Consider the following 20,294-nt stretch of genomic DNA (forward strand, 5'->3'; position numbering starts at 1 on the left):
GTTATTATGGTTCATTGTACCCTTTTATTGTAAACAGACTGTGAATGGTATGTAAAAAGTGTAAGCCCCCGTACTATACTTTGAGATATTTTCTCATAATACATTTTTCATAATATTCAATATATTACAAATGATTTATTGATATAAACCATTATTAGTGTATGATTGTAATAATAGGTTTATATTACCTATTATATTTTTTTGTGCTTTTACCTGATCGATCTTTATAGGGAAACCTATTTAGATAAAAAATTATTCAAGGGAGGATCCTGTTAATGAGCTTGTCTATTCAACAATTATTGGAGAACAAAGGAATTACACCGAAATCTGAACACCTTGAACTATTAAAAACACGCTGGGAAGGTATGCAGTCACTTCGTAGCAATTTAGAAGGTATTGCGATTGATGATGCAGATATCGCTGTACGTAATATTCCTGGAGGTGATCATATTGACAACTGATTTACATTTAAAATCCGTTGAAGAGCTGGCACCTTTACTTGCATCGAAGACGCTCTCCCCCGTGGAATTAACAAAAGCTATTTTAGACTTTGCTGAGGAAAGTCAGCCGAAAATTAATTCCTATATGGCATTTTATCGGGAAGAAGCATTAGCAAAGGCAAAAGAAATTGAACAGGAGATTCTCCAAGGCCACTATAAAGGTATGTATCATGGAATTCCTATGGCCTTAAAGGATAACTTGTATTTTAAAGATAAAATAACAACGATGTCCTCAAAAATTCATAAGGACTTCGTTTCTCATTATGATGCAACAGTTGTTGAAAAGCTTCGAGACGCTGGCGTTATATTCACCGGAAAATTAAGCATGCATGAATACGCATGGGGCATTACCAATAACAACCCTCATTACGGACCTGTTCGCAACCCATGGGATTTAGATAAAATTCCTGGTGGTTCAAGCGGAGGCTCTGGAGCAGCTGTTGCGGCTGGGGCAAGCGTAGCTTCACTAGGGACGGATACAGCAGGCTCCATTCGAATTCCTTCTTCTGCTTGTGGCATAGTTGGGTTAAAACCTACACACGGTCGTGTAAGTAAATATGGCTGTTATCCTTTAGCATGGAGCTTAGATCATATTGGTCCAATGACAAAGACCGTAAAGGATGCAGCAGGCTTGCTTGAAGTCATTGCTGGCTTTGACCATCGAGACCCTACTTGCATTGATGTCCCAACGGACGACTATGTGCAGCAATTATCTGGAGATATTAAGGATTTAGTGATTGGAATTAATGAAGAATACTTCTTTAAAAATGTGGATGCTGAAGTGGAAAAAGCTGTACGAGCAAGCATTCAAAGCTTAGTGGATCAAGGTGCAAAAGTAGAAGTGGTCCGAATTCCTTCTTTACAATATGCAGAATGGGCGGAGCTTGTTACGTCCCTTTCAGAGGCAGCAGCTATACACCATTCAGATTTACAAAAGCGACCACAAGATTTTGGGGATGATATACGTCTACTATTTGAGCTTGGTGAATTACCTTCTGCAGTTGATTACCTACAAGCTCAACAGGTACGACGTCAAATTAAGCAAGAGTTTACTGAAATTTTTAATGAGGTAGATGTACTCATTACCCCTACCCTACCAGTTGTGGCAAGTACGATTGGCGATGATTTCGCAGAGTTGAATGGTCAAAAAGTGGATTTAATTGATAATATTATTCGCTTTACTGGCCCTAGCAACTTAACAGGATTACCTGCACTTTCCGTTCCTTGCGGCTTCAAAGGGAACTTACCAATTGGCTTACAAATTATAGGGCCTGCCTTTAAAGAAGGACGTATATTAAATGTAGGATATGCAGTTGAACAAACTAACCCATTACGAAATAGAAAGCCGAATATTTTTATTAATATTTAAAAGATAGTTTTGAAAAAAATCTGCTCACTTCACGGGATACCCTGAATGAGCAGATTTTTTTGGTGGATACAAGCAAGTGTGAATACTAATGGTTTTTTATAAACAAGTAATTCTATAATAGAAGCTAGAAGCTTACTATAGGAAAGGCAATGATGTACTCATGAATGTAGAGAATTTTTTACAATTACCGATTACTAAGGATTTCACCGTTGTAGCTGGGCACAACGGTTTGCATAAAGCTGTTCAAAATGTGGAAATTTTAGACTTTGAATTTTCACCGGACATACCCCATGTTCGAGATACGATTTTCACGCCCCATAGTGTTGTTTTAAGTAGTTTATTGTTTGCAAAACAAAAACCAGAGTATTTAGTAAATGCTGTCAAAAATTTGATTGAGCTAGGGGCGAGTGCCTTAGCTTATAAGCCTGTCATTTTCAAGGACTTGCCTGAAGAAGTTTTGACTTACGCTGAAGAGCAAAATTTCCCTATACTTAGATTCGGTGGAGATGAATTTTTTGAAAAAATTATTTTAGAAACGATGGCCTATGCCAAGACACAGGATTACTCATTCTTTTTAGAAACTATTTTACGAAGATTAATGGAAGAAGATGTTACGCAAGAGCAAATCAAATCCATTTTACAGCAACTTAATAAGCCCTTTGAAAAATATGTATTTGCAGCAAATTTGCGTACAAGTGACCCACTCCATCATAGCTCGATGCAATCTATTTTTTCATTAGAACCATTATTAAAATCGGGTCTAATTTGTTCCTATAAACAAAGCCTTTTCATTATCATGACACATGCATCTCAGCAGTTTCAATTTGAAAAAGTTTTAGATGAATGGTTAGCTCTATACGCCATACCAACTGATACAATCACCTTTGGCTATAGTAGTAGCTACGATACCGAAACAGGATTACCCAGCGCCTTACGCGAAGCTTTCTTTGCCAGTATTTTAGCTGAAATTGATAGACTACCTAGCTGTCATTATAACAATCTCGCATCTGAACGCTTATTAATTGAGTTGTATCGTAAAGATCGAACATTTGCAATGGACTACGTAAATTCCTTTTTAGCCCCATTACTTGATGATAAGGCTGATTCAGATTTAATGGAAACTGCCAAAACCTATATCATTAAGAAAGGAAATATTAAGGAAGTCGCAGTGGCACAGTTCTGTCACCCCAATACAATTCGCTATCGTATGGCTAAAATACGTCAATTAGTAGCACTAGAAGATAATGATTATGTTTTTTATGAACACCTAGCTGCAGCCGTTAAATTGTACTTATTACATAGTAAATTGACTGTCGAATAATTACTTTGGAATAAGTACAAAAAAACGCCTGAATATTTAGAAATAAAATCAAAACCTTTTCTTCACTCTTATGCTATTCTATTGAAGTCAGGAGGAAGAAACATATGAAAACTTACATAGCAGATGGCATGCTATTGATTACTGCAATCGTGTGGGGCAGTGGATTTGTTATTACAGCCATTGCCTTAGAATATTTAACAGCTTATCAAGTAATGGCTGGTAGATTTTTATTAGCTTCGATTATATTAACCGTTCTATTTGGCTCTCGATTAAAAAAAGCTTCAAAATCGGTTATTTGGAAAGGAGCTTTATTAGGGACCATTCTATATATAGCATTCGCCCTTCAAACAGTCGGACTTCAGTATACAACACCTTCTAAAAATGCCTTTTTAACTGCCGTAAATGTTATTATTGTTCCTTTAATTGCCTATGCGGTTTATAAGCGCCGCATTGATGGCTATGAAATCATTGGTTCGATAATGGCAATCGTTGGAATTGGCTTTTTATCATTACAGGGCTCATTGACAATGAATGTGGGTGATGCACTTTCTTTAGCTTGTGCCGTTGCTTTTGCATTTGACATTTTTTGTACAAACCTTTTTGTTCAAAAGGAAGATGCCATTGCTCTTACTATTATTCAGTTTCTCACGGCCTCCCTTATAGGTGTTCTAGTCGTCATTAGCCAAGGCGAAATCCCAACATCATTTGAAAAAGAAGCAATCTATTCTCTTATTTATCTAGGAATTTTTTCTACGACGATTGCTTATCTATTCCAAAATGTGGCCAATCAATACACAACGGCCACTAAAGCTGCGATTATCCTATCGACTGAATCTTTCTTCGGTATGGTACTATCCGTCATCTTCTTGCATGAAATTTTAACAAGCCGTATGGTCGTAGGCGCAGTGCTCATTTTATTGGCTATACTAATTGCCGAAGTCAAACCAGCACATCCTAAAAAGAAGCTTATGAAAACACTAGAAAATCAAACGCCAAAATAGTTTCAGTTTAAAACTGGAACTATTTTTTTAAGCTCGACTAGTAATGATGCTTGTTGTAATACCTACTACTAAAACGGTAATAATGGATAATAGAAAGGTTGAAGTGGATAATAGGAAGCCGCCTATAACAATAACGATGGAATCGATAAAAAATATTAATATCCCCACATTAATACCTGTTTTATCACAGATAAATTGAGCGATTAAGTCTGTCCCTCCAGTGCTTGTCTGAAATCGCAACATCAGACCAATTCCAAACCCTACAAGAATGCCTCCAAGAATCGCACTGTAAAGCGCATCAATTTGAACAAGATTACGGGCAGGCTTTAATAAATCAATAATGAAGGAAGACATTATTAAGCCATGTATACTATTGAAAAAATAGGCTCTATATTTAAACCAAGCGATAATAAAAATGGGAATACTAATGACAATAATCATTAAACCGATTTTTAGCTTATATAAATAATGTAAAATTAGCGCAAATCCAACTACTCCTCCATCTAATATTTCATAAGGCGTTAAAAATAAATTAATTCCTAACGACAAAGAAATACTTCCTATTATAATGACAAGACTTTTTGTAAAGAAATACATACAACCCCCCTCCGTAATTACGCATGTCTTATAGTATGAAAATAGGTAATCGAACATGTTATGAAATAACCTTAGATGAATGATCATTTTTATCGAGTATATTTGCTAAATTTCTTCGAAACTTATTCTATTATTTCCCGTAAATACAAGTAAAATTTGATTTTTAAAAAAGGGGGTTCCTTATGGAGCATGCTTTATTAGAACAGGTTAAACATACTAGAATACATTTAAGAAAAGGGCAATTAGAAACAATCTTTGAGGAATTTGATGTGCAGCGAATAAGATTAACAGAGGCACAGCGCCTAGAAAAATATCGCAAAATGCTAGAAAGTCCATTCCGCTTTTTCCGTGGAAGTGCCTATCTATTTTACTTTGATATGGCAAAGACTACCTCTATCTTCCATACTCCTAACAGTAGGCCAACTTGGATTCAAGGTGATATGCATATGGACAACTTTGGGGCCTTTCAAAATGAAGCAGGCACCATTGTCTTTGATGTCAATGATTTCGATGAGGGCTATGTCGGCTCTTATTTATACGATATTATTCGAATGAGCGTCAGTATTGCACTCTATTTAGAAGAACAAGACTTACATAAGGCAACCCAAGAAACGGCTATTCAATATTTTCTCAATAGCTATATCGATCAACTAAAACGGTTTCAGCGCAAAAAAGATGATCCACTAACACTGATGTTTACAAAGGATAATACTAAAGGACCTGCTAAAAAACTTTTGAAAAAGCTTGAAAAACGTCCACACTCTCTTTTTTTAGAGGATATTTCATATAAGAGTGAAGATGGCCAACGAGCTTTTTTATGGAATGATGAAATTCAACCAGTCTCTTCAGAGGAATACAGTGCCATAGCAAACGCACTTCCAACTTATAAAATTAAGGATATTGCTTATAAGCATGGCTCTGGCACAGCTTCTATCGGTCTAAAACGTTACTATATTTTAGTGGAAGATAAAAAAATTACATCTGAAGAAAATGATTTAGTGCTAGAAATGAAAGAAGTACGTACAGCGATTCCTGCCTATTTCCTCCCCTATCAAGAGCAATTTTGGGATCATTATGAGCACCAAGGAGCACGTGTTGTGGGTACACAAAAAGCTATGCATCATTTAGAGGACCCTCATTTAGCCTATATCACGATGAATAACCAAGAATTTTATATTCGAGAACGCTCTCCTTATAAAAAGAAGATTAAGCCTAAAAACTATAAGGATTTAGAGGATTATTTTACAACAACATCACTTATGGGAAAAATAGCTGCCAAAATACATGCTCGCGCTGATATCGATTATTCTCATGTTTTTACCTATCACAGCGAGGAAGAGATTTTAAAGGCTATCGGTAAAGATCGTACTATATTTATTGAGCAGACAATTTTACAAGCCATGAGCTACAAGGAAATGGTCTACACAGACTTTGACATATTTAAAAGCTTTGTTGAAACAAAATTCAATTTTAAAAAGGACCTCGGCTATTAGCAGAGGTCCCTCTATTCACATTTATTTGTGCTTGGCCTTCATACGAGCAAGCAAAAACCCACCTTTAAATGACTTTGGTTCGTACGAGATAATAAATGCATTAGGCTCAAACTGTTCTACTATTTGAAAGAGTTCACCCTCACGATTCCTCTTCGTTAATATTTCATATTTATAGCGATTACTATCTCGCCCTTCCCCAATATAAATCGTAACCGCAAACCCTTCATTACGAAGAAATCTCACAAGCTCCTCATTCTTATTTTGCGTATTGATGGTCGTATAGACATAGCCTATTGCTAGCTTACGTTCAATTTTGGCCCCTAAAAATATTCCTAATCCAAATCCAACCGCATAAACGCCCATAGCTAACATACTTTGTTTTCCACTAAAAACGAGCGAAAGGCCAAATACATACACTAACATCTCCAACATACCAAATATCGCAGCAAGGAAAGTAATATTCTTTACTAAAAATATTGTACGTAATGTTAAAAAAGGTACATAAACTAGTTGAAGGATTAAAATTAACACGATACTTTGCATTTATTCTAGACCTTTCTGAGAGTAATTATATATAAGTGTATGTTGAAATAGAAAGTTACATTCTATTAATTTTAAATTCCCTTCAAGCAGCAATGTTAAACATTTTAAACAACTGTATAAAAATTTATGAGGTATAAGTGTAATTTTACACTTAATGTGTGATATGGTATTATTCAAGAATATTTAAAGAAGGAGGATGTAAAATATTGAAGAAGAAAATGATAATTATTTTTCTTATCATTAGCTTAAGCACAAATTTATATATATTGGGAAAATGGTTTTTGCTTGATCAATGGTATGAAGCTAATGCTGAGGAACGTGTTATATTAAGCGAAATGGTTCAAAAAACAGTGGCAAGTGAAAAATATAAAGAAATAGCTTCGCAAGAGAAAGTTATCGCTATTGATACAAGTATCGATAAGAATAAAGGCGGCGTATTCCCTTATTATTTTGAAGTAAATGTTCGTACAGATAAACAGACATATATTTTTTATTGTAAAGATAAGCAATGTTCAGAGATGGAGAATAGCGGTTGGACTTATTCTAGCTATCAAGACGAACAGCCGCGACTACCATTTAAAAAATGAACAATAGTTTTTTTACATACTAAAATGTCACCTCCTTAAATCTATATCAATAGATAAAAGTAGGTGACAACTGCCTTTTCATCAAAATAAGTGAGGTATTTAGATGAATGTTGTTTAGTTTTGCCTATATTTCCCCATGCATTGGGTCTTCCTTATGCTTAGGCCCAATCATGTTGAATAAAATATTAAGGATAATTGCTGTGACAGAACCACAGACAATACCATTAGATGTAAGAATTGAAACGCTTGTTGGTAGTGCATCAAAAATGCCAGGAACTACAGATACACCAACACCTAAGCTTACTGATATCGCAGCAATCATCGCGTTTTCTGCTGATTCATTCATTACAGGTACAAGCATGCCCATACCTTGTGTAATCACCATACCGAACATCGCAAGCATCGCCGCACCTAGTACAGATGTTGGAATAATCGTTGTTAACGCTGCGATTTTTGGTAGGAAGCCAAGTGCTACAAGTAAGCCACCTGTGATGTAAATAACTTTACGATCTTTTACACCTGACATACGAGTTAGCCCCACGTTTTGTGAGAATGTTGTATATGGAAAAGCATTGAAAATCCCGCCGATTACTGAAGCAAGACCTTCAGAACGATAGCCACGAGCTAAATCCTTTGAATCTAATTTTTTATTACAAATATCACTTAGTGCAAAATAGACACCAGATGACTCTACTAAAGATACCATTGCTACGAGTGTCATGGTAATAATTGCAGTCACATCAAAAGTTGGCATTCCAAAATAGAAAGGCTGAACCATATGGAATACATCAGCATCTGCTACTGGCGTAAAATCTACTTTACCCATGAATGCACCTAAAATAGTACCGACTACTAATCCAATAAGAATCGAGATTGCACGGACAAACCCTGTAGAAAAACGATAAACAATTAAAATAATGACTAATGTAATGAACGCTAAAGCAACATTAGAAGCAGAGGCAAAATCCTCAGCACCTTGTCCACCAGCCATATTGTTTAAAGCCACAGGTAATAAGGAAATACCAATAATAGAAACTACCGATCCCGTAACTACTGGTGGGAAGAATTTCACAAGCTTACCGAAGAAGCCAGCAATAATCATCACAATTACACCAGATGCAATAATAGAACCATAAATATCTGTGATACCTTGCTCCGGGTTTGTACCGATAGCAATAATTGGACTTACTGCTGTGAATGTACAGCCTAGTACTACTGGTAAGCCAATACCGATAAATTTACCTGAATAAACCTGTAAAAGTGTTGCGATCCCGCACATCATAATATCAATCGCCACTAAATACGTCATTTGTGTTGAATCAAAGCCAATTGCCCCACCAATAATTAGTGGCACTAAGATGGCTCCAGCATACATCGCAAGTAAATGTTGAATCGCTAGCGTCGTTGATTTAAAGGTATTCATTACGCGCGAGCCTCCGCAGCAAATGTTACTTTGCCATCTTCAAGAGAGTCTACAATCGCTAATGACTCAACGCGAACACCTTGTTCACGCAATAATTTCCCTCCATCTTGGAAGCCCTTTTCAATAACGATGCCCACACCCACAACATTCGCACCAGCTTGTGCAGCAATATCAAGTAAGCCTTTGACAGCTTCACCATTTGCTAAGAAATCGTCAATGATTAAAATATTGTCATCTTCATTTAAGAAATTACGTGATACAGAGATATCATTTGTTTCATTCTTTGTGAATGAATGTACCTTTGATGAGTAAAGGTTATCTGAAAGTGTTAAAGATTTACGTTTACGAGCAAATACTACAGGTGCACCAATTTCTAAGCCTAGCATGACAGATGGCGCAATGCCTGAAGATTCAATTGTTAAAATCTTAGTAATAACTTGATCAGAGAAACGATTTGCGAATTCGTGACCAATTTCCTTCATTAACATCGGATCAATTTGATGATTTAAAAATGAATCTACCTTTAATACTGATGAAGATAAAACCTTACCTTCTTGCATAATTTTGTCGTGTAATAACTTCATTTCTTTCATATCCTTCTTTCGTTAATAATAATAAAAAAACGCTGGATGTCTTGTTTCCATTCAGCTACGAGTGGAGCAAGGCATTCAGCGTAAAAACGTCGAAACGAATAGAAAACATCATTAAATTGAAGTTCTCTAAAAGCATTGCTACCCATAGTCGATTTATTTACGGTAAATCGGTAGAAACTTGCGAGCCCTATTCTCGCTATTATATGAGTGGATTGTATGAAACTATCAGAATAACCAATTTATCACTTTATTCGGTAAGAGCTTATATCTCATATTGAAAAAAGTTTAATTTTTCGGAATTTAATGGTATTCTGCAACTTTTCAATTGTAAACGTTCGTGTTTTCAATCAACGTACTGATTATAACAGACTATTTTCTAGCTTGCTAGCATTATTTTGATAAATGGAAAGGTACTGTCATAATGACGACATTTCTGTGAAATAACAGTGTCGTACGAATTAATAAGCTAGATTGATTGTGTAGCATATGGTGCCACCCTTTTTTCGGTAAAAATTGTGGGATGACAACTGTTACTTTATGACCTGTCTTCGTACATTGATGTTCTACCTTATCAATAAATTTAATCAATGGCTGTGTGATACTGCGATATGGTGAATAATAAGTTACTAGTCGTACATCTGGTTGCCAGGCCTTCCATTTCTCTTCAAAAGCCTTTGCATCCGCTTGGTCGAAGGCTACGTAAAATGCAATTACCTTCTCAACATGTAATGATTTCGCATAATGAAGGGAATTTTCAACAACTTTCGTTATACCTGCTACTGGTACAATAAAAACATTCCCCTCAATAGCAGCTAGTTCCTCATGATTTAATCTTAATTGTTCTCCAACGGCCTGATAATGGAGCTTAATCCGATGGAATAGAAAAATAATAATTGGTAAAAAGATAAACACTGGCCATACTTGAGGCATTTTTGTTACAAAAAACATCATCGCTACGATGAAAGAAATAGCAGCACCAATTGTGTTGATCGTAAATTTTGCAATCCATCCTTTAGGTTTATCACGCCACCATTTTCGCATCATTCCTGTTTGCGCTAATGTAAACGGAATAAATACCCCTACAGCATATAGTGGAATTAAATGCTCAGTTGCTCCATCAAATAAAATGATTAAGACAATAGCCGCTGCACCTAGCATCAGGATGCCATTTGAATAACCAAGACGGTCTCCACGAATTTGGAATATTCTTGGGATAAAGCCATCCTTTGATAAATTTACTGCTAACAAAGGAAATGCTGAGTAACCTGTATTTGCAGCAAGAACTAAAATCATTGCCGTTGTACCCTGGACAATGTAATAAAATAGATTTCTACCTACGCTCGCTTCTGCAAGTTGAGAAACAACTGTAGCTTCCGCTGTTGGCGCAATCCCATAAAAATAAGCCAAACTAACAATGCCTATAAATAAAACGGCTAAAATAGCACCCATTGCTAAAAGCGTTTTAGCTGCGTTATTAGGAGCAGGATTTTTAAAATTAGGGATGGCATTTGAAATAGCCTCTACCCCTGTTAAAGCTGAGCTCCCTGATGCAAATGCCTTTAATAAAATAAATAAACTAATTCCTGCAACCGGTGTACCGACCTTTGGATGTAGCTCTGCTGGCACCTGACCAGTTGCGACATGATAGAGCCCCATTCCAATTAACAAGAGCATAACACCTACAAACAGATAGACTGGGTATGCCAAAATAGAAGCAGATTCTGTTACACCACGTAAGTTTAAGATTGTTAAAAAAACCACAAAGAATATAGCAATGGGTACATTGTAGGGGTGGAGGCTTGGAAATGCCGAAGTAATGGCATCTGTACCTGCTGATACACTTACCGCTACTGTTAAAATATAATCAACAAGTAAGGACCCTCCAGCCACAAGACCTGCATTTACCCCTAAATTCTCCCGTGATACTACATAGGCCCCTCCCCCATGTGGATAGGCGAAAATAACTTGACGATAGGAGAGAATTAGTGCCACAAGCAAGATAACGACTCCAGCAGCAATTGGTAGAGAGTACCAAAGGGCAAGTGTACCCACTGTCATCAGGACAATTAAAATTTGTTCTGGTCCATAGGCTACTGAAGACAAGGCATCTGATGATAATATGGCTAATGCCTTTGTTTTACTAAGCTTTTGTTCCCCTAACGCATCGGATCTTAATGGTTTACCGATTACATAACGTTTGAATGAGGATTTCATTGTTAAACACCTTCTAGTTTTATAGAGTGTGTTTCGCCTTTCTAAATAAGATCAAAAAACGCCTACAAGTCATCACTAAATAAGACTTGTAGACGCTCATCCGTCTGCCAAGCTCCAACTTTTCTGCTCTTAACGCTTACGAGGTTAGCTGTCGGATTCGGGCCTGAGTAGCCCTACTCTTCAAATTAAGAGATTCACCCCAAGGATGGCTGATGCTATCCGTCAAAAATGGGTCCCCCGCGTTTAGTTGCTTCAGCGATTTAGAAATTTGAAACTTTTATAATGATGTCATATTACGCCTGTCAATTAAAAAAGTAAAGAAGAAAATTTTTCACTTTTATGAGAGAAAAACATAGACTTTTTTCCGAAATCGTTTGGAATTTACCTACGAATGCCAAGCAAATACTCTCAGAACAGCAAAAGGCTACTGTAAAAGTATGCTCTACTTTTACAGTAGCTCTCTATATTAGTCATTATAATCCTGTTCAAAATCAACAATATTCCCCGTCATAGAATCCACATCTACTTCATATTCATATTGACCATCTTTCAATTCAATTTCATAGATGCCATCATCGAGCTTAATTTTTGTTACAGTACCTTTTGCTTTCTTTAAGGCTGTTTCGATAGCCTGCTCTTTAGTAATGTTAGTAGTTACTGTAGTTGCTAGTTTATTGTCGTCCATATCATCGTTATCTCGACGTTCTTTTTTCTGCTTGAGTAATTTCCCAGTATAAGCATCAAATTTTAAATCATATTCTTCTGTATCAGTATAGACCTCTACTTCATAAATAGAACGATACTGATTTTTGTCAAACTCGATATCCGCTACTGTACCATCAACTACTGCAAGGGCCTTCTTCTCAATCTCTTGCATTGTTAACACCTTTTTTTCTTGAGCATCTCCAGATAATAATGTTGTCGAGCCAATCGCTGCACCAACCCCAAGTGTAACTACTAATGCTGGAATCATAATCATTTTTTTCATATCTATCTCTCCTTTGTTTTATCTATTCTTAGCTTACCAAGCAAAGATGATAGAACTATAAGAGAAACATTAGAATTTCATGAGAATGAATTATTGATCATCATCCCATGTAATGGACAGAACTTCCCCTGAAACAGCATGGATTTGAAAAGTGGCTTCGTCATCCTGTGTTTCAATTTCAACTAAATAATAACCACCTTCTGCCGTTTCTTCAAAATCAACTGAGTCCACTTCCCCCGTCAATTGTCCTAGCGCTATTTGAATAGCCTGTTGTTCAGTAATTATAGGTTCTTCTACAGGTGGTTTATGCGGCTCAACATTTTCCACCGATACTATTTCACCCGAGTAGGCATTGACAGTTAAATCTTTTTGTTGGTTTTCTTTCTCAACACGTACCGTATAAGTGGTATCTGTTAACTTGATACTTTCAACATCACCATATTTCTGTTTTACCATTTGTCTTATTTGCTTTTCAGTTAACAATAACTTCGTTTGTCCTTCTTTTATTGTTAAATCAGTTACCTGTTGTGTTTTAGCATCTAGCATAGCTATATACTTGACATTGTCACGTGTAAAAAACATTTCATAGATGTCTCCTTGTTTCTTCACCTGCGTAACATGGGCTTTATAGATGGCTTCAATATGGTTTATAGCCTCTGACTTGCTAAGTGGTTCAACATGAAAATAGCGATACTGAATAAACCACAGCGTTCCACTACAAAGAAGGAGAATAACAATTATTATCAGAACCCATTTTTTCATTGCTCCTCCTCCTTTGGTATACATAGGGTAAAGCTTGTTCCTTCTCCAAGTGTACTTTTCACATCAATGGTTATGCCCAGTTGTTCTGCAAGCTCATGGGCTATCGCAAGCCCTAATCCAGAGCCACCTGTCTTACGATTTCGATCCTCTGTTACCCGATAAAAACGCTCAAACAAATGAGGTAAGTGCTCCTCTGGAATACCTATACCAAAATCTTGGATGGTAATGCAGGCATGATTGGTTGTTTCTGCTGTAAGAATACGCACCTCATCCTCACTATACTTTCTAGCATTATCGAGCAAAATAAAAAGTAGTTGCTTCAAGATTTTTTCATCACTATAAATAAATCTTGGAAGCTTCGCATCGACTATAAATGTTCGATGATAGGCCTGCTGCATTTGTGAGGCAACTTTCTGCAAGAATGGTTCAAGCTCTAGCTGTTCCAAATGAATAGCCAGATGCTCATTATTTTTAGCTAGTTCTAGCAATTGTAGTACCATCTCATGCATGCGAGTCGATTCATTAGCGATCGCTTGTAATGATTCTTGCGCAACTTCACGATTATCAAAGCCTCTTCGAAGGAGTAATTTTGCATAGCTTTCAATAACGGTAATCGGCGTTTTTAGCTCATGGGAAGCATTTGAAACAAACTCTTGTTGCTTTTGATAATGCTGTTCAAGCTTCTCCATCATCATATTAAAGGTACGATTAATGTTTGTTAACTCGTCTCCACCCTTTTCAGGAATATCTATTTTTTCATATTTCCCTGTCGCTGCACTTTTACGCATAGTAATGTTTAAACGCTCTAGTGGTAATAAAATTAAGCGCCCAAGTACTAAGCTTGCTAAGAAAATGGGGAGCGTTGCCATAATAGATACAACGACTAAGATCACCTTTAGTAAGTCTAATGTCTGCTCTACCTCTTCCATGGATTGCTGTAATGTTATGTCTACAACTGTTCCGTCTATCCAAATGGTAGGCATCGTGTAGGTAATGGAAGGGACCTCTGGCATTTCAAGTGTAGCCTGAACCTTTGTTTTCAAACGCTCTCCATCATAAATATAGACAGCACCGTCCGTTGGCATATATGCCCTTAATACTTGCTGGAGGTTGGTTTGTGCTTTTAACTGACTCAGTGTAGAGCTTAAATCATTTGCCCGTGACTGGAGCTGATTGTATTCCGTATCATAGGCAAATTTCTCATACAAAAAATAAATGCCACTAGTAGTTGCCACTAAAATGACAAGCATGAGCATCGTTGTTAGTAAATGAATTTTTGTTTTAAGTCTCATAGCTATGTTCCTTTAGCACATACCCAACTCCACGAACCGTTTGAATAATGGGCTTTGCATTAGCAGCTTCAAGCTTTTGTCGGACATAACGAATATAAACATCTACAATATTTGTATCTCCATAATAATCATAGCCCCATACAGCCTCTAGAATTTGCTCTCTAGTCAGTACCTGTTTTGGATGCTTCAGTAAATAGAACAACAAATCATATTCTCGGGGTGTCAGTTGAATCTCCTTATCAAAATATACAACTTCTCTTGTTTGCTCGTTTATAGATAAATGTCCAAATGTGAGAGCAGCTTGCTTTGGACTAGCCTTTTGTGAAAAACGTAAAGCATTGCGAATACGCGCAAGCAGCTCCTCAATTTCAAACGGTTTTGTCACATAATCATTGGCGCCTAAATCTAGCCCCTTTACTTTATCCTCCACCTCACTTTTGGCAGTCAGCATAATAATAGGTGTTTGGGTTTCTGTTGCACGAATTCGCTTTAGTACGTCAATACCACTCATCTCAGGTAGCATGACATCCAGTAGGATTAAATCCCATTGCTGCTCACGATATTGAAGTAAACCGTCTGTTCCTGTATGAGCCATTACTGCTTCATAGCCTTCAAATTGAAGCTCTAACTGTAGCACTCGCGCAATTTTTTCTTCATCTTCTATAATTAAAATTCGATTGGTCATGTCGAATCCATCCTTCACCTTTTCTTTTCATCGTAAACGATGCAAGCGGTGAAAGTCTAATTAGAAAATGATGAGAATTGTCCATACTTATTAAACAAAAGATAATGCAAACCACTTCACATTTTTTATTCCTAGCGTTAGAATACTAATATCTTATTTTCCTATAGGAAACTTTATTTCGTTGATGATACTTTTTGAAACGAGGGAACAATATGGTTTATAAACGAGTCACAAAATCGCCAGCCGAGGCTGTTTTAGACGGAGATATAAAAGGTTGGCGACGCTTTTTACCGTTTTTAGGGCCCGCTTTCATTGCAGCCGTAGCTTATATCGACCCTGGCAATTTTGCCACAAATATAACAGCAGGCTCACAATATGGCTACTTGCTACTTTGGGTAATTGCCTTTTCCAATTTAATGGCTGTTTTAATTCAATCCTTATCTGCAAAGCTTGGAATCGCGACAGGAAAAAACCTACCTGAAGTGGCACGCGAGCATTTTTCTAAAAAAACCTCTATATTCCTTTGGATTCAGGCAGAGTTAGTTATCATTGCCACAGACCTTGCTGAATTTATCGGTGCAGCCTTAGGGCTTTATTTGTTATTTAATATTCCAATGCTACCAGCAGCATTGATTACAGCGGTTGGCTCATTTGCTATTTTAGAACTCCAAAGACGAGGATTCAGAGCCTTTGAAGCGGGGATTTCTGGTATGGTTTTAATTGTCGTATTAGCATTTGCCTTCCAAACATTTTTAGCGCAGCCAGCATGGGGCGATGTGGCGATTGGCATGTTCACACCACACTTTGAAGGTGTAGATTCACTATTATTAGCAACAGGTATTTTAGGTGCAACCGTCATGCCTCATGCTATTTACTTACATTCTTCATTAACTCAAAGCCGTATTATTGGTCGTAATGAAGAAGAAAAAAGACGCATTTTCCGTTTTGAATTTATTGATATTATCATCGCTATGATTATTGCTGGAGCTATTAATATGAGCATGCTTATTATCGCCGCAGCAGTATTCCATACACAAGGCGTTGTAGTTGAAGATTTAGATGTTGCCTATAACGGCTTAAAAGAGGCTCTTGGCCCATTGGCTGCCATTTCTTTTGGTCTTGGTTTACTTATTGCAGGGCTTGCTAGCTCCTCTGTAGGGACTTTAGCCGGTGATGTAGTCATGCAAGGCTTTATTCAAAGAAAAATACCTCTTTATTTACGTAGAGCAATTACCATGGTACCTCCACTTGCAATCATTGCATCTGGTGTGAATGCAACCTATGCTCTAGTTCTTAGTCAGGTTGTTTTATCATTTGGTATTGCCTTTGCACTTATCCCTCTTGTTATGTTTACAAGTAAACGAGACATCATGGGTAGCCTAGTTAATCACCGTATTACAACAATTTTGGGTTGGTTTGTCGTAGTCATTGTTGTTACGCTGAATATTTACTTACTGTGGGAAACAATATTTGGATAATAAAAAGCCAGGTACTCTGTAGATAGAATGAGTACCTGGTATTTTTTTGATTAAACATCCACCTTTTCAATATTTCTAATGGCTAAATAGGCAATGCCTAGACCTACAATTGCTAAAGTAATAGGAATAAAAATAATATCGTTTAACGTAAAGTTACCTGTATTAGACGAAGTCAGAGATACTATTATAATCGATGAAATAATAGTTGCTGGTATGGAGTATTTTCTCATTCCGAAATACAATGGGATTAAAGCTATACCCGAGGCAGCAATCGCATTCATCAATACGGAAGGAATGTGTTGTAAGATTAATGAGCTTGATAGTCCATTTGGAATCAAATCAAATTTATCACTAATAACACAGAAAGTCGTTGTAATAAAAGCATTTGAAATGATGATCGTACTAAACGTAAAAAGCATTACAATGGCAAGCTTCGCGACGATTAATTTCTTTCTACTTATAGGATACATAAAAGCTAAGGTGATGGTCTTAAATTTATATTCTCCGATAATCAACTTAGCTATTAACGTAGAAGCAAAAATACTAAAGACGACTCTAATCATTGATTCAATGACACTTAAAGCAACCTGATAATTTTCAAGGTCTTGGTCCCCCTCCACTTTGGAAATACCTACTACCAAAAATAGAAATCCAAGAATAATAAAATTAGCAATAATAGCACCTTTAACATATGAGCCTAAATGATACTTTTTCATTTCTAAACGCATTAAATTAAGCATGGACAACTCCTCCATTGATTAATTTTAGGAAATAATCCTCTAGTGAGCTTGTTTTTTTGCTTATCTCTTCGATTTCGATGTCATGTTCAATTAATGTTTTTGTTAGGCTCTTTTGGGATACTGTCGAATCATAAACTCGAATAGAGTTGTCGTCCATCAGCTTAAAATTAGCAATCTTCAATACACTTTCTAAAATAAAAGCTGCCTTCTTGCCATCATTGACAATGACTTCAATATAATCTGCTTGATTACGATTAATTGTTTCCATTGTAACTTCCGTGAGTAGCCTACCATCCTTAATGACACCTATTGTATCAGCCAATTGTTCAATTTCCCCTAATATATGGCTGGAGATGATAATCGTAATACCATACTCCTTACAGAGCATTTTGAAGAGCTCTCTCAACTCTTTAATCCCTACAGGATCTAATCCATTAATTGGTTCATCTAAAATAAGAAGTTCTGGCTTTGTTATAATGGCACGTGCAATGCCTAGTCTCTGTTTCATCCCTAGAGAAAAGTCTTTTACACGTTTCTCTTCTGTATTTGATAATTTTACTAAATTTAGAACATGAGCAATTTCTTTTTTATCGTAATACCCCATATATTCGCAATGCAGTTCTAAGGTCTCCTTAGCCGTCAATTTTTCATAGAAAATAGGATACTCAATAATCGTTCCCATTCTTTTTAGTACTTCATAGGATCGATCCGTCAGCTTTTCGCCAAATATTTCTACATCCCCGCTTGTTGGCTTCGTCAGATTTGTTAGCATCTTCATGACAGTGGTTTTACCTGCACCATTTGGACCTAAAAATCCATAAATCTCTCCCTTTTTGACGTTCATATTGACAGTGGATACCACTTCTTTACCATCGTACACTTTCGTAAGCTGATTTGTTTTTACAATGTATGTCATGTAAATCTCTCCCTCAATTGTGGCTAGTTTCATTATAAAAAATGAACCTCTCTAATTAATTACTTGATTCTTACAAATTTCTTAAGAGCAAAATAAAAGCCTGTAAAGCATTGAAAGCTCTACAGGCAGTGTGAATTCAATACATCATTCGTTTTAAAGCAATTGTAAAAATGGTCTTTTTATAAGGAATACTTGATAGCTGGATGGAACCATCCATTATTTCCACAAGACGCTTTGTAATGGTTAGACCTAGGCCGCTTCCCTGGAAGGATTTATTTCGAGAGTCTTCTAGTGTATACATTCTTTCAAAAACAGTATCTATATGATATTCATCAATGCCCTTGCCTTGATCCCACACATCAATATAAATGTTTGTCTCATCATTTCTTACGGTTAAGCCAATCACATTGCCATCCGCTCCATAAGCTATAGCATTTGATAATAGATTGTTTAGAACTCTATCTAACGCTTCTTCATTACCAAGGGCATACATAGGAAGTTCGGGGATTGAAATATTGATATTTAATCCCACCGATGTGACCATATCGTAAAAGGATAAAATATTTTTTCGGCATACTTCACAAACATTGATTTTCGTGATTGGATAATTTGCATCTCCTGCCTCTAATTTTGCCAGATCAAAAAATGTATGAATGATTTTTAATACTTCTAATGTTTTAGCATGAACACCAGTGAGTAATCGCTGTCGCTCTTCCTCACTAATTGAACTTTGAAGCTGAAGTATTTCAATATAGCCTAATACAACTGTTAAAGGTGTTTTAAGATCATGTGAAATATTTGCCAACATCTTTTTCATTGAATCTTCCATTTTTCGATGTGTAGCAAGAACCTTTTGCTTGTCATCCAATAAGGCATTTATTGTAATCAGTAATTGCTGAATTTCTGGATTTGTCGTAGCAACTAAAACCTTTTCATTAGTTGGTTTATTAACAATTGCTTGTATTTTTTCATGCATGTATTGGATTGTATCATCTTGTTCTTTTTTTACTTTTCTTTGATAAAGAATAATACCCGCCAGCAACAAAATAATTAATAATAGACATAACGTCATATTTTATCCCTCAAACTTATAGCCAATTCCCCACAGCGTTTTTATATAATGAGGATTAGACGGATCATCTTCAATTTTTTCGCGAAGTCTTCTTATATGTACATTAATAATATTTTCATCACCGTAGTAAGTATCTTTCCATATTGTCTGATAAATTTGCTCCTTAGTAAAAACTCGCTGGCGATTTGTTACAAGCAATTTTAAAATGGCAAATTCCTTAGATGTTAGTTTCACTTCTTGTCCATCTTTATCTACAGAAAAGTTAATCATATTTATCGTTAAATTATCGATCACTACTACATCTTGTTTGTTATCCACTTGACTAGAATATTTGGTTGCTCGTCTAATAACGGCTTTTACGCGAGCAGAAAACTCTAGCATAGAAAATGGTTTAGCAATATAATCATCTGCACCTAAGCCTAACCCTAAAGCTTTATCTACATCACTATCCTTTGCTGACATAATGATGATAGGAAGCGCTGCTTGTTCTCGAATTATTTTTAGTACTTCTAATCCATTAAGTTTAGGAATCATAATATCTAAGATAACTAAATCAAATGAATGGTTTAAACAATACTGTAATGCCTCTTCTCCATTCTTTGCAGTTGTAACACCGAAGCCTTCCAATAGTAAAAAGTTTTCTACCATTTCACGAATAGCCTCATCATCTTCAACTAGTAAAATATGTTTTTGCATTTTCATGCACCTCTTCCTAACTAA

General features: G+C 36.3%; 20 protein-coding genes and 2 riboswitches. Of the genes, 7 read left to right on the forward strand and 13 right to left on the reverse strand.

Features of this window, described 5'->3' with window-relative positions; all coding sequences use genetic code 11:
• The first annotated feature begins 275 nt into the window (after nt 1-275).
• The 4 genes from SJW71_RS22915 (at nt 276) to SJW71_RS22930 (ending at nt 4,191) form a co-directional block, all read left to right on the forward strand.
• A complete protein-coding gene (locus tag SJW71_RS22915) occupies nt 276-461 on the forward strand; it encodes a hypothetical protein (protein ID WP_274795312.1) in 186 nt (61 codons plus the stop codon).
• Nucleotides 451-1,869, forward strand: a complete 1,419-nt coding sequence (locus tag SJW71_RS22920) for an amidase (RefSeq protein WP_312507483.1) — start codon at nt 451-453, stop codon at nt 1,867-1,869. Before SJW71_RS22915 ends, SJW71_RS22920 begins: the two co-directional genes overlap by 11 nt.
• A 160-nt stretch (nt 1,870-2,029) precedes the next feature.
• Complete coding sequence (locus tag SJW71_RS22925; RefSeq protein WP_322605644.1) at nt 2,030-3,190, forward strand: PucR family transcriptional regulator; 1,161 nt, start codon at nt 2,030-2,032, stop codon at nt 3,188-3,190.
• Nucleotides 3,191-3,294: 104 nt separating this feature from the next.
• Nucleotides 3,295-4,191 carry a DMT family transporter gene (locus tag SJW71_RS22930; RefSeq protein WP_274795309.1) on the forward strand — a complete coding sequence of 299 codons (897 nt, stop codon included), beginning with the start codon at nt 3,295-3,297 and terminating at the stop codon, nt 4,189-4,191.
• Nucleotides 4,192-4,218: 27 nt separating this feature from the next.
• Here SJW71_RS22930 and SJW71_RS22935 read toward each other — a convergent pair whose 3' ends face one another.
• Entirely contained in the window at nt 4,219-4,788 is a 570-nt protein-coding gene (locus SJW71_RS22935) for a YitT family protein (RefSeq protein ID WP_322605645.1), read from the reverse strand.
• A 182-nt stretch (nt 4,789-4,970) separates the two neighbouring features.
• Between SJW71_RS22935 and SJW71_RS22940 the strand changes: the two genes are divergently transcribed.
• Nucleotides 4,971-6,281: a DUF2252 family protein gene (locus SJW71_RS22940; protein WP_431811609.1), complete on the forward strand. Its 1,311-nt coding sequence runs from the start codon at nt 4,971-4,973 to the stop codon at nt 6,279-6,281.
• Nucleotides 6,282-6,302: 21 nt separating this feature from the next.
• Here the strand turns inward: SJW71_RS22940 and SJW71_RS22945 are convergent, their stop codons facing one another.
• On the reverse strand, nt 6,303-6,824 hold the full coding sequence (locus tag SJW71_RS22945; RefSeq protein ID WP_274795304.1) for a DUF2179 domain-containing protein: 522 nt from the start codon (nt 6,822-6,824) through the stop codon (nt 6,303-6,305).
• A 206-nt stretch (nt 6,825-7,030) separates the two neighbouring features.
• On the opposite strand from SJW71_RS22945, the gene SJW71_RS22950 reads away from it, so the two are divergent.
• Nucleotides 7,031-7,411, forward strand: a complete 381-nt coding sequence (locus SJW71_RS22950) for a hypothetical protein (protein WP_322605647.1) — start codon at nt 7,031-7,033, stop codon at nt 7,409-7,411.
• Nucleotides 7,412-7,535: 124 nt separating this feature from the next.
• Here the strand turns inward: SJW71_RS22950 and SJW71_RS22955 are convergent, their stop codons facing one another.
• From SJW71_RS22955 to SJW71_RS22985, 7 genes are all read right to left on the reverse strand, one after another.
• Entirely contained in the window at nt 7,536-8,834 is a 1,299-nt protein-coding gene (locus SJW71_RS22955; RefSeq protein ID WP_274795290.1) for a nucleobase:cation symporter-2 family protein, read from the reverse strand.
• Entirely contained in the window at nt 8,834-9,418 is a 585-nt protein-coding gene (locus SJW71_RS22960; protein ID WP_274795289.1) for a xanthine phosphoribosyltransferase, read from the reverse strand. The genes SJW71_RS22955 and SJW71_RS22960 overlap by 1 nt, the downstream gene beginning before the upstream one ends.
• A 134-nt stretch (nt 9,419-9,552) precedes the next feature.
• A riboswitch (purine riboswitch) is annotated at nt 9,553-9,654 on the reverse strand.
• Nucleotides 9,655-9,817: 163 nt separating this feature from the next.
• Nucleotides 9,818-11,641 (reverse strand): APC family permease, encoded by a 1,824-nt coding sequence (locus SJW71_RS22965; RefSeq protein ID WP_274795288.1) that lies wholly within the window; start codon nt 11,639-11,641, stop codon nt 9,818-9,820.
• A 119-nt stretch (nt 11,642-11,760) separates the two neighbouring features.
• Nucleotides 11,761-11,909, reverse strand: a riboswitch (cyclic di-AMP (ydaO/yuaA leader).
• A 198-nt stretch (nt 11,910-12,107) separates the two neighbouring features.
• A complete protein-coding gene (locus tag SJW71_RS22970; RefSeq protein ID WP_322605648.1) occupies nt 12,108-12,629 on the reverse strand; it encodes a PepSY domain-containing protein in 522 nt (173 codons plus the stop codon).
• Between the two features lie 90 nt (nt 12,630-12,719).
• Nucleotides 12,720-13,391 carry a PepSY domain-containing protein gene (locus tag SJW71_RS22975; RefSeq protein ID WP_322605649.1) on the reverse strand — a complete coding sequence of 224 codons (672 nt, stop codon included), beginning with the start codon at nt 13,389-13,391 and terminating at the stop codon, nt 12,720-12,722.
• On the reverse strand, nt 13,388-14,683 hold the full coding sequence (locus SJW71_RS22980) for a sensor histidine kinase (RefSeq protein WP_322605650.1): 1,296 nt from the start codon (nt 14,681-14,683) through the stop codon (nt 13,388-13,390). Before SJW71_RS22980 ends, SJW71_RS22975 begins: the two co-directional genes overlap by 4 nt.
• Complete coding sequence (locus tag SJW71_RS22985) at nt 14,673-15,368, reverse strand: response regulator transcription factor (RefSeq protein WP_322605651.1); 696 nt, start codon at nt 15,366-15,368, stop codon at nt 14,673-14,675. The genes SJW71_RS22980 and SJW71_RS22985 overlap by 11 nt, the downstream gene beginning before the upstream one ends.
• Before the next feature lie 212 nt (nt 15,369-15,580).
• Here SJW71_RS22985 and SJW71_RS22990 point away from each other — a divergent pair, with 212 nt between their 5' ends.
• Nucleotides 15,581-16,846, forward strand: a complete 1,266-nt coding sequence (locus SJW71_RS22990) for an Nramp family divalent metal transporter (protein WP_274795282.1) — start codon at nt 15,581-15,583, stop codon at nt 16,844-16,846.
• A 50-nt stretch (nt 16,847-16,896) separates the two neighbouring features.
• Here SJW71_RS22990 and SJW71_RS22995 read toward each other — a convergent pair whose 3' ends face one another.
• The 4 genes from SJW71_RS22995 to SJW71_RS23010 all read right to left on the reverse strand — a co-directional run bounded on the left by SJW71_RS22995 (nt 16,897) and on the right by SJW71_RS23010 (nt 20,270).
• Nucleotides 16,897-17,586, reverse strand: coding sequence for an ABC transporter permease (locus SJW71_RS22995; protein WP_322605653.1), 690 nt, complete (start codon nt 17,584-17,586; stop codon nt 16,897-16,899).
• Nucleotides 17,579-18,502, reverse strand: coding sequence for an ABC transporter ATP-binding protein (locus tag SJW71_RS23000; protein WP_274795280.1), 924 nt, complete (start codon nt 18,500-18,502; stop codon nt 17,579-17,581). The genes SJW71_RS22995 and SJW71_RS23000 overlap by 8 nt, the downstream gene beginning before the upstream one ends.
• A 136-nt stretch (nt 18,503-18,638) precedes the next feature.
• Nucleotides 18,639-19,574 (reverse strand): sensor histidine kinase, encoded by a 936-nt coding sequence (locus tag SJW71_RS23005; protein ID WP_322605654.1) that lies wholly within the window; start codon nt 19,572-19,574, stop codon nt 18,639-18,641.
• Nucleotides 19,575-19,577: 3 nt separating this feature from the next.
• Nucleotides 19,578-20,270 (reverse strand): response regulator transcription factor, encoded by a 693-nt coding sequence (locus SJW71_RS23010; protein ID WP_274795278.1) that lies wholly within the window; start codon nt 20,268-20,270, stop codon nt 19,578-19,580.
• Nucleotides 20,271-20,294: the final 24 nt, after the last annotated feature.

The organism is Lysinibacillus sp. FW12 (genome assembly GCF_050817245.1).
GTDB lineage: Bacteria > Bacillota > Bacilli > Bacillales_A > Planococcaceae > Lysinibacillus > Lysinibacillus irui.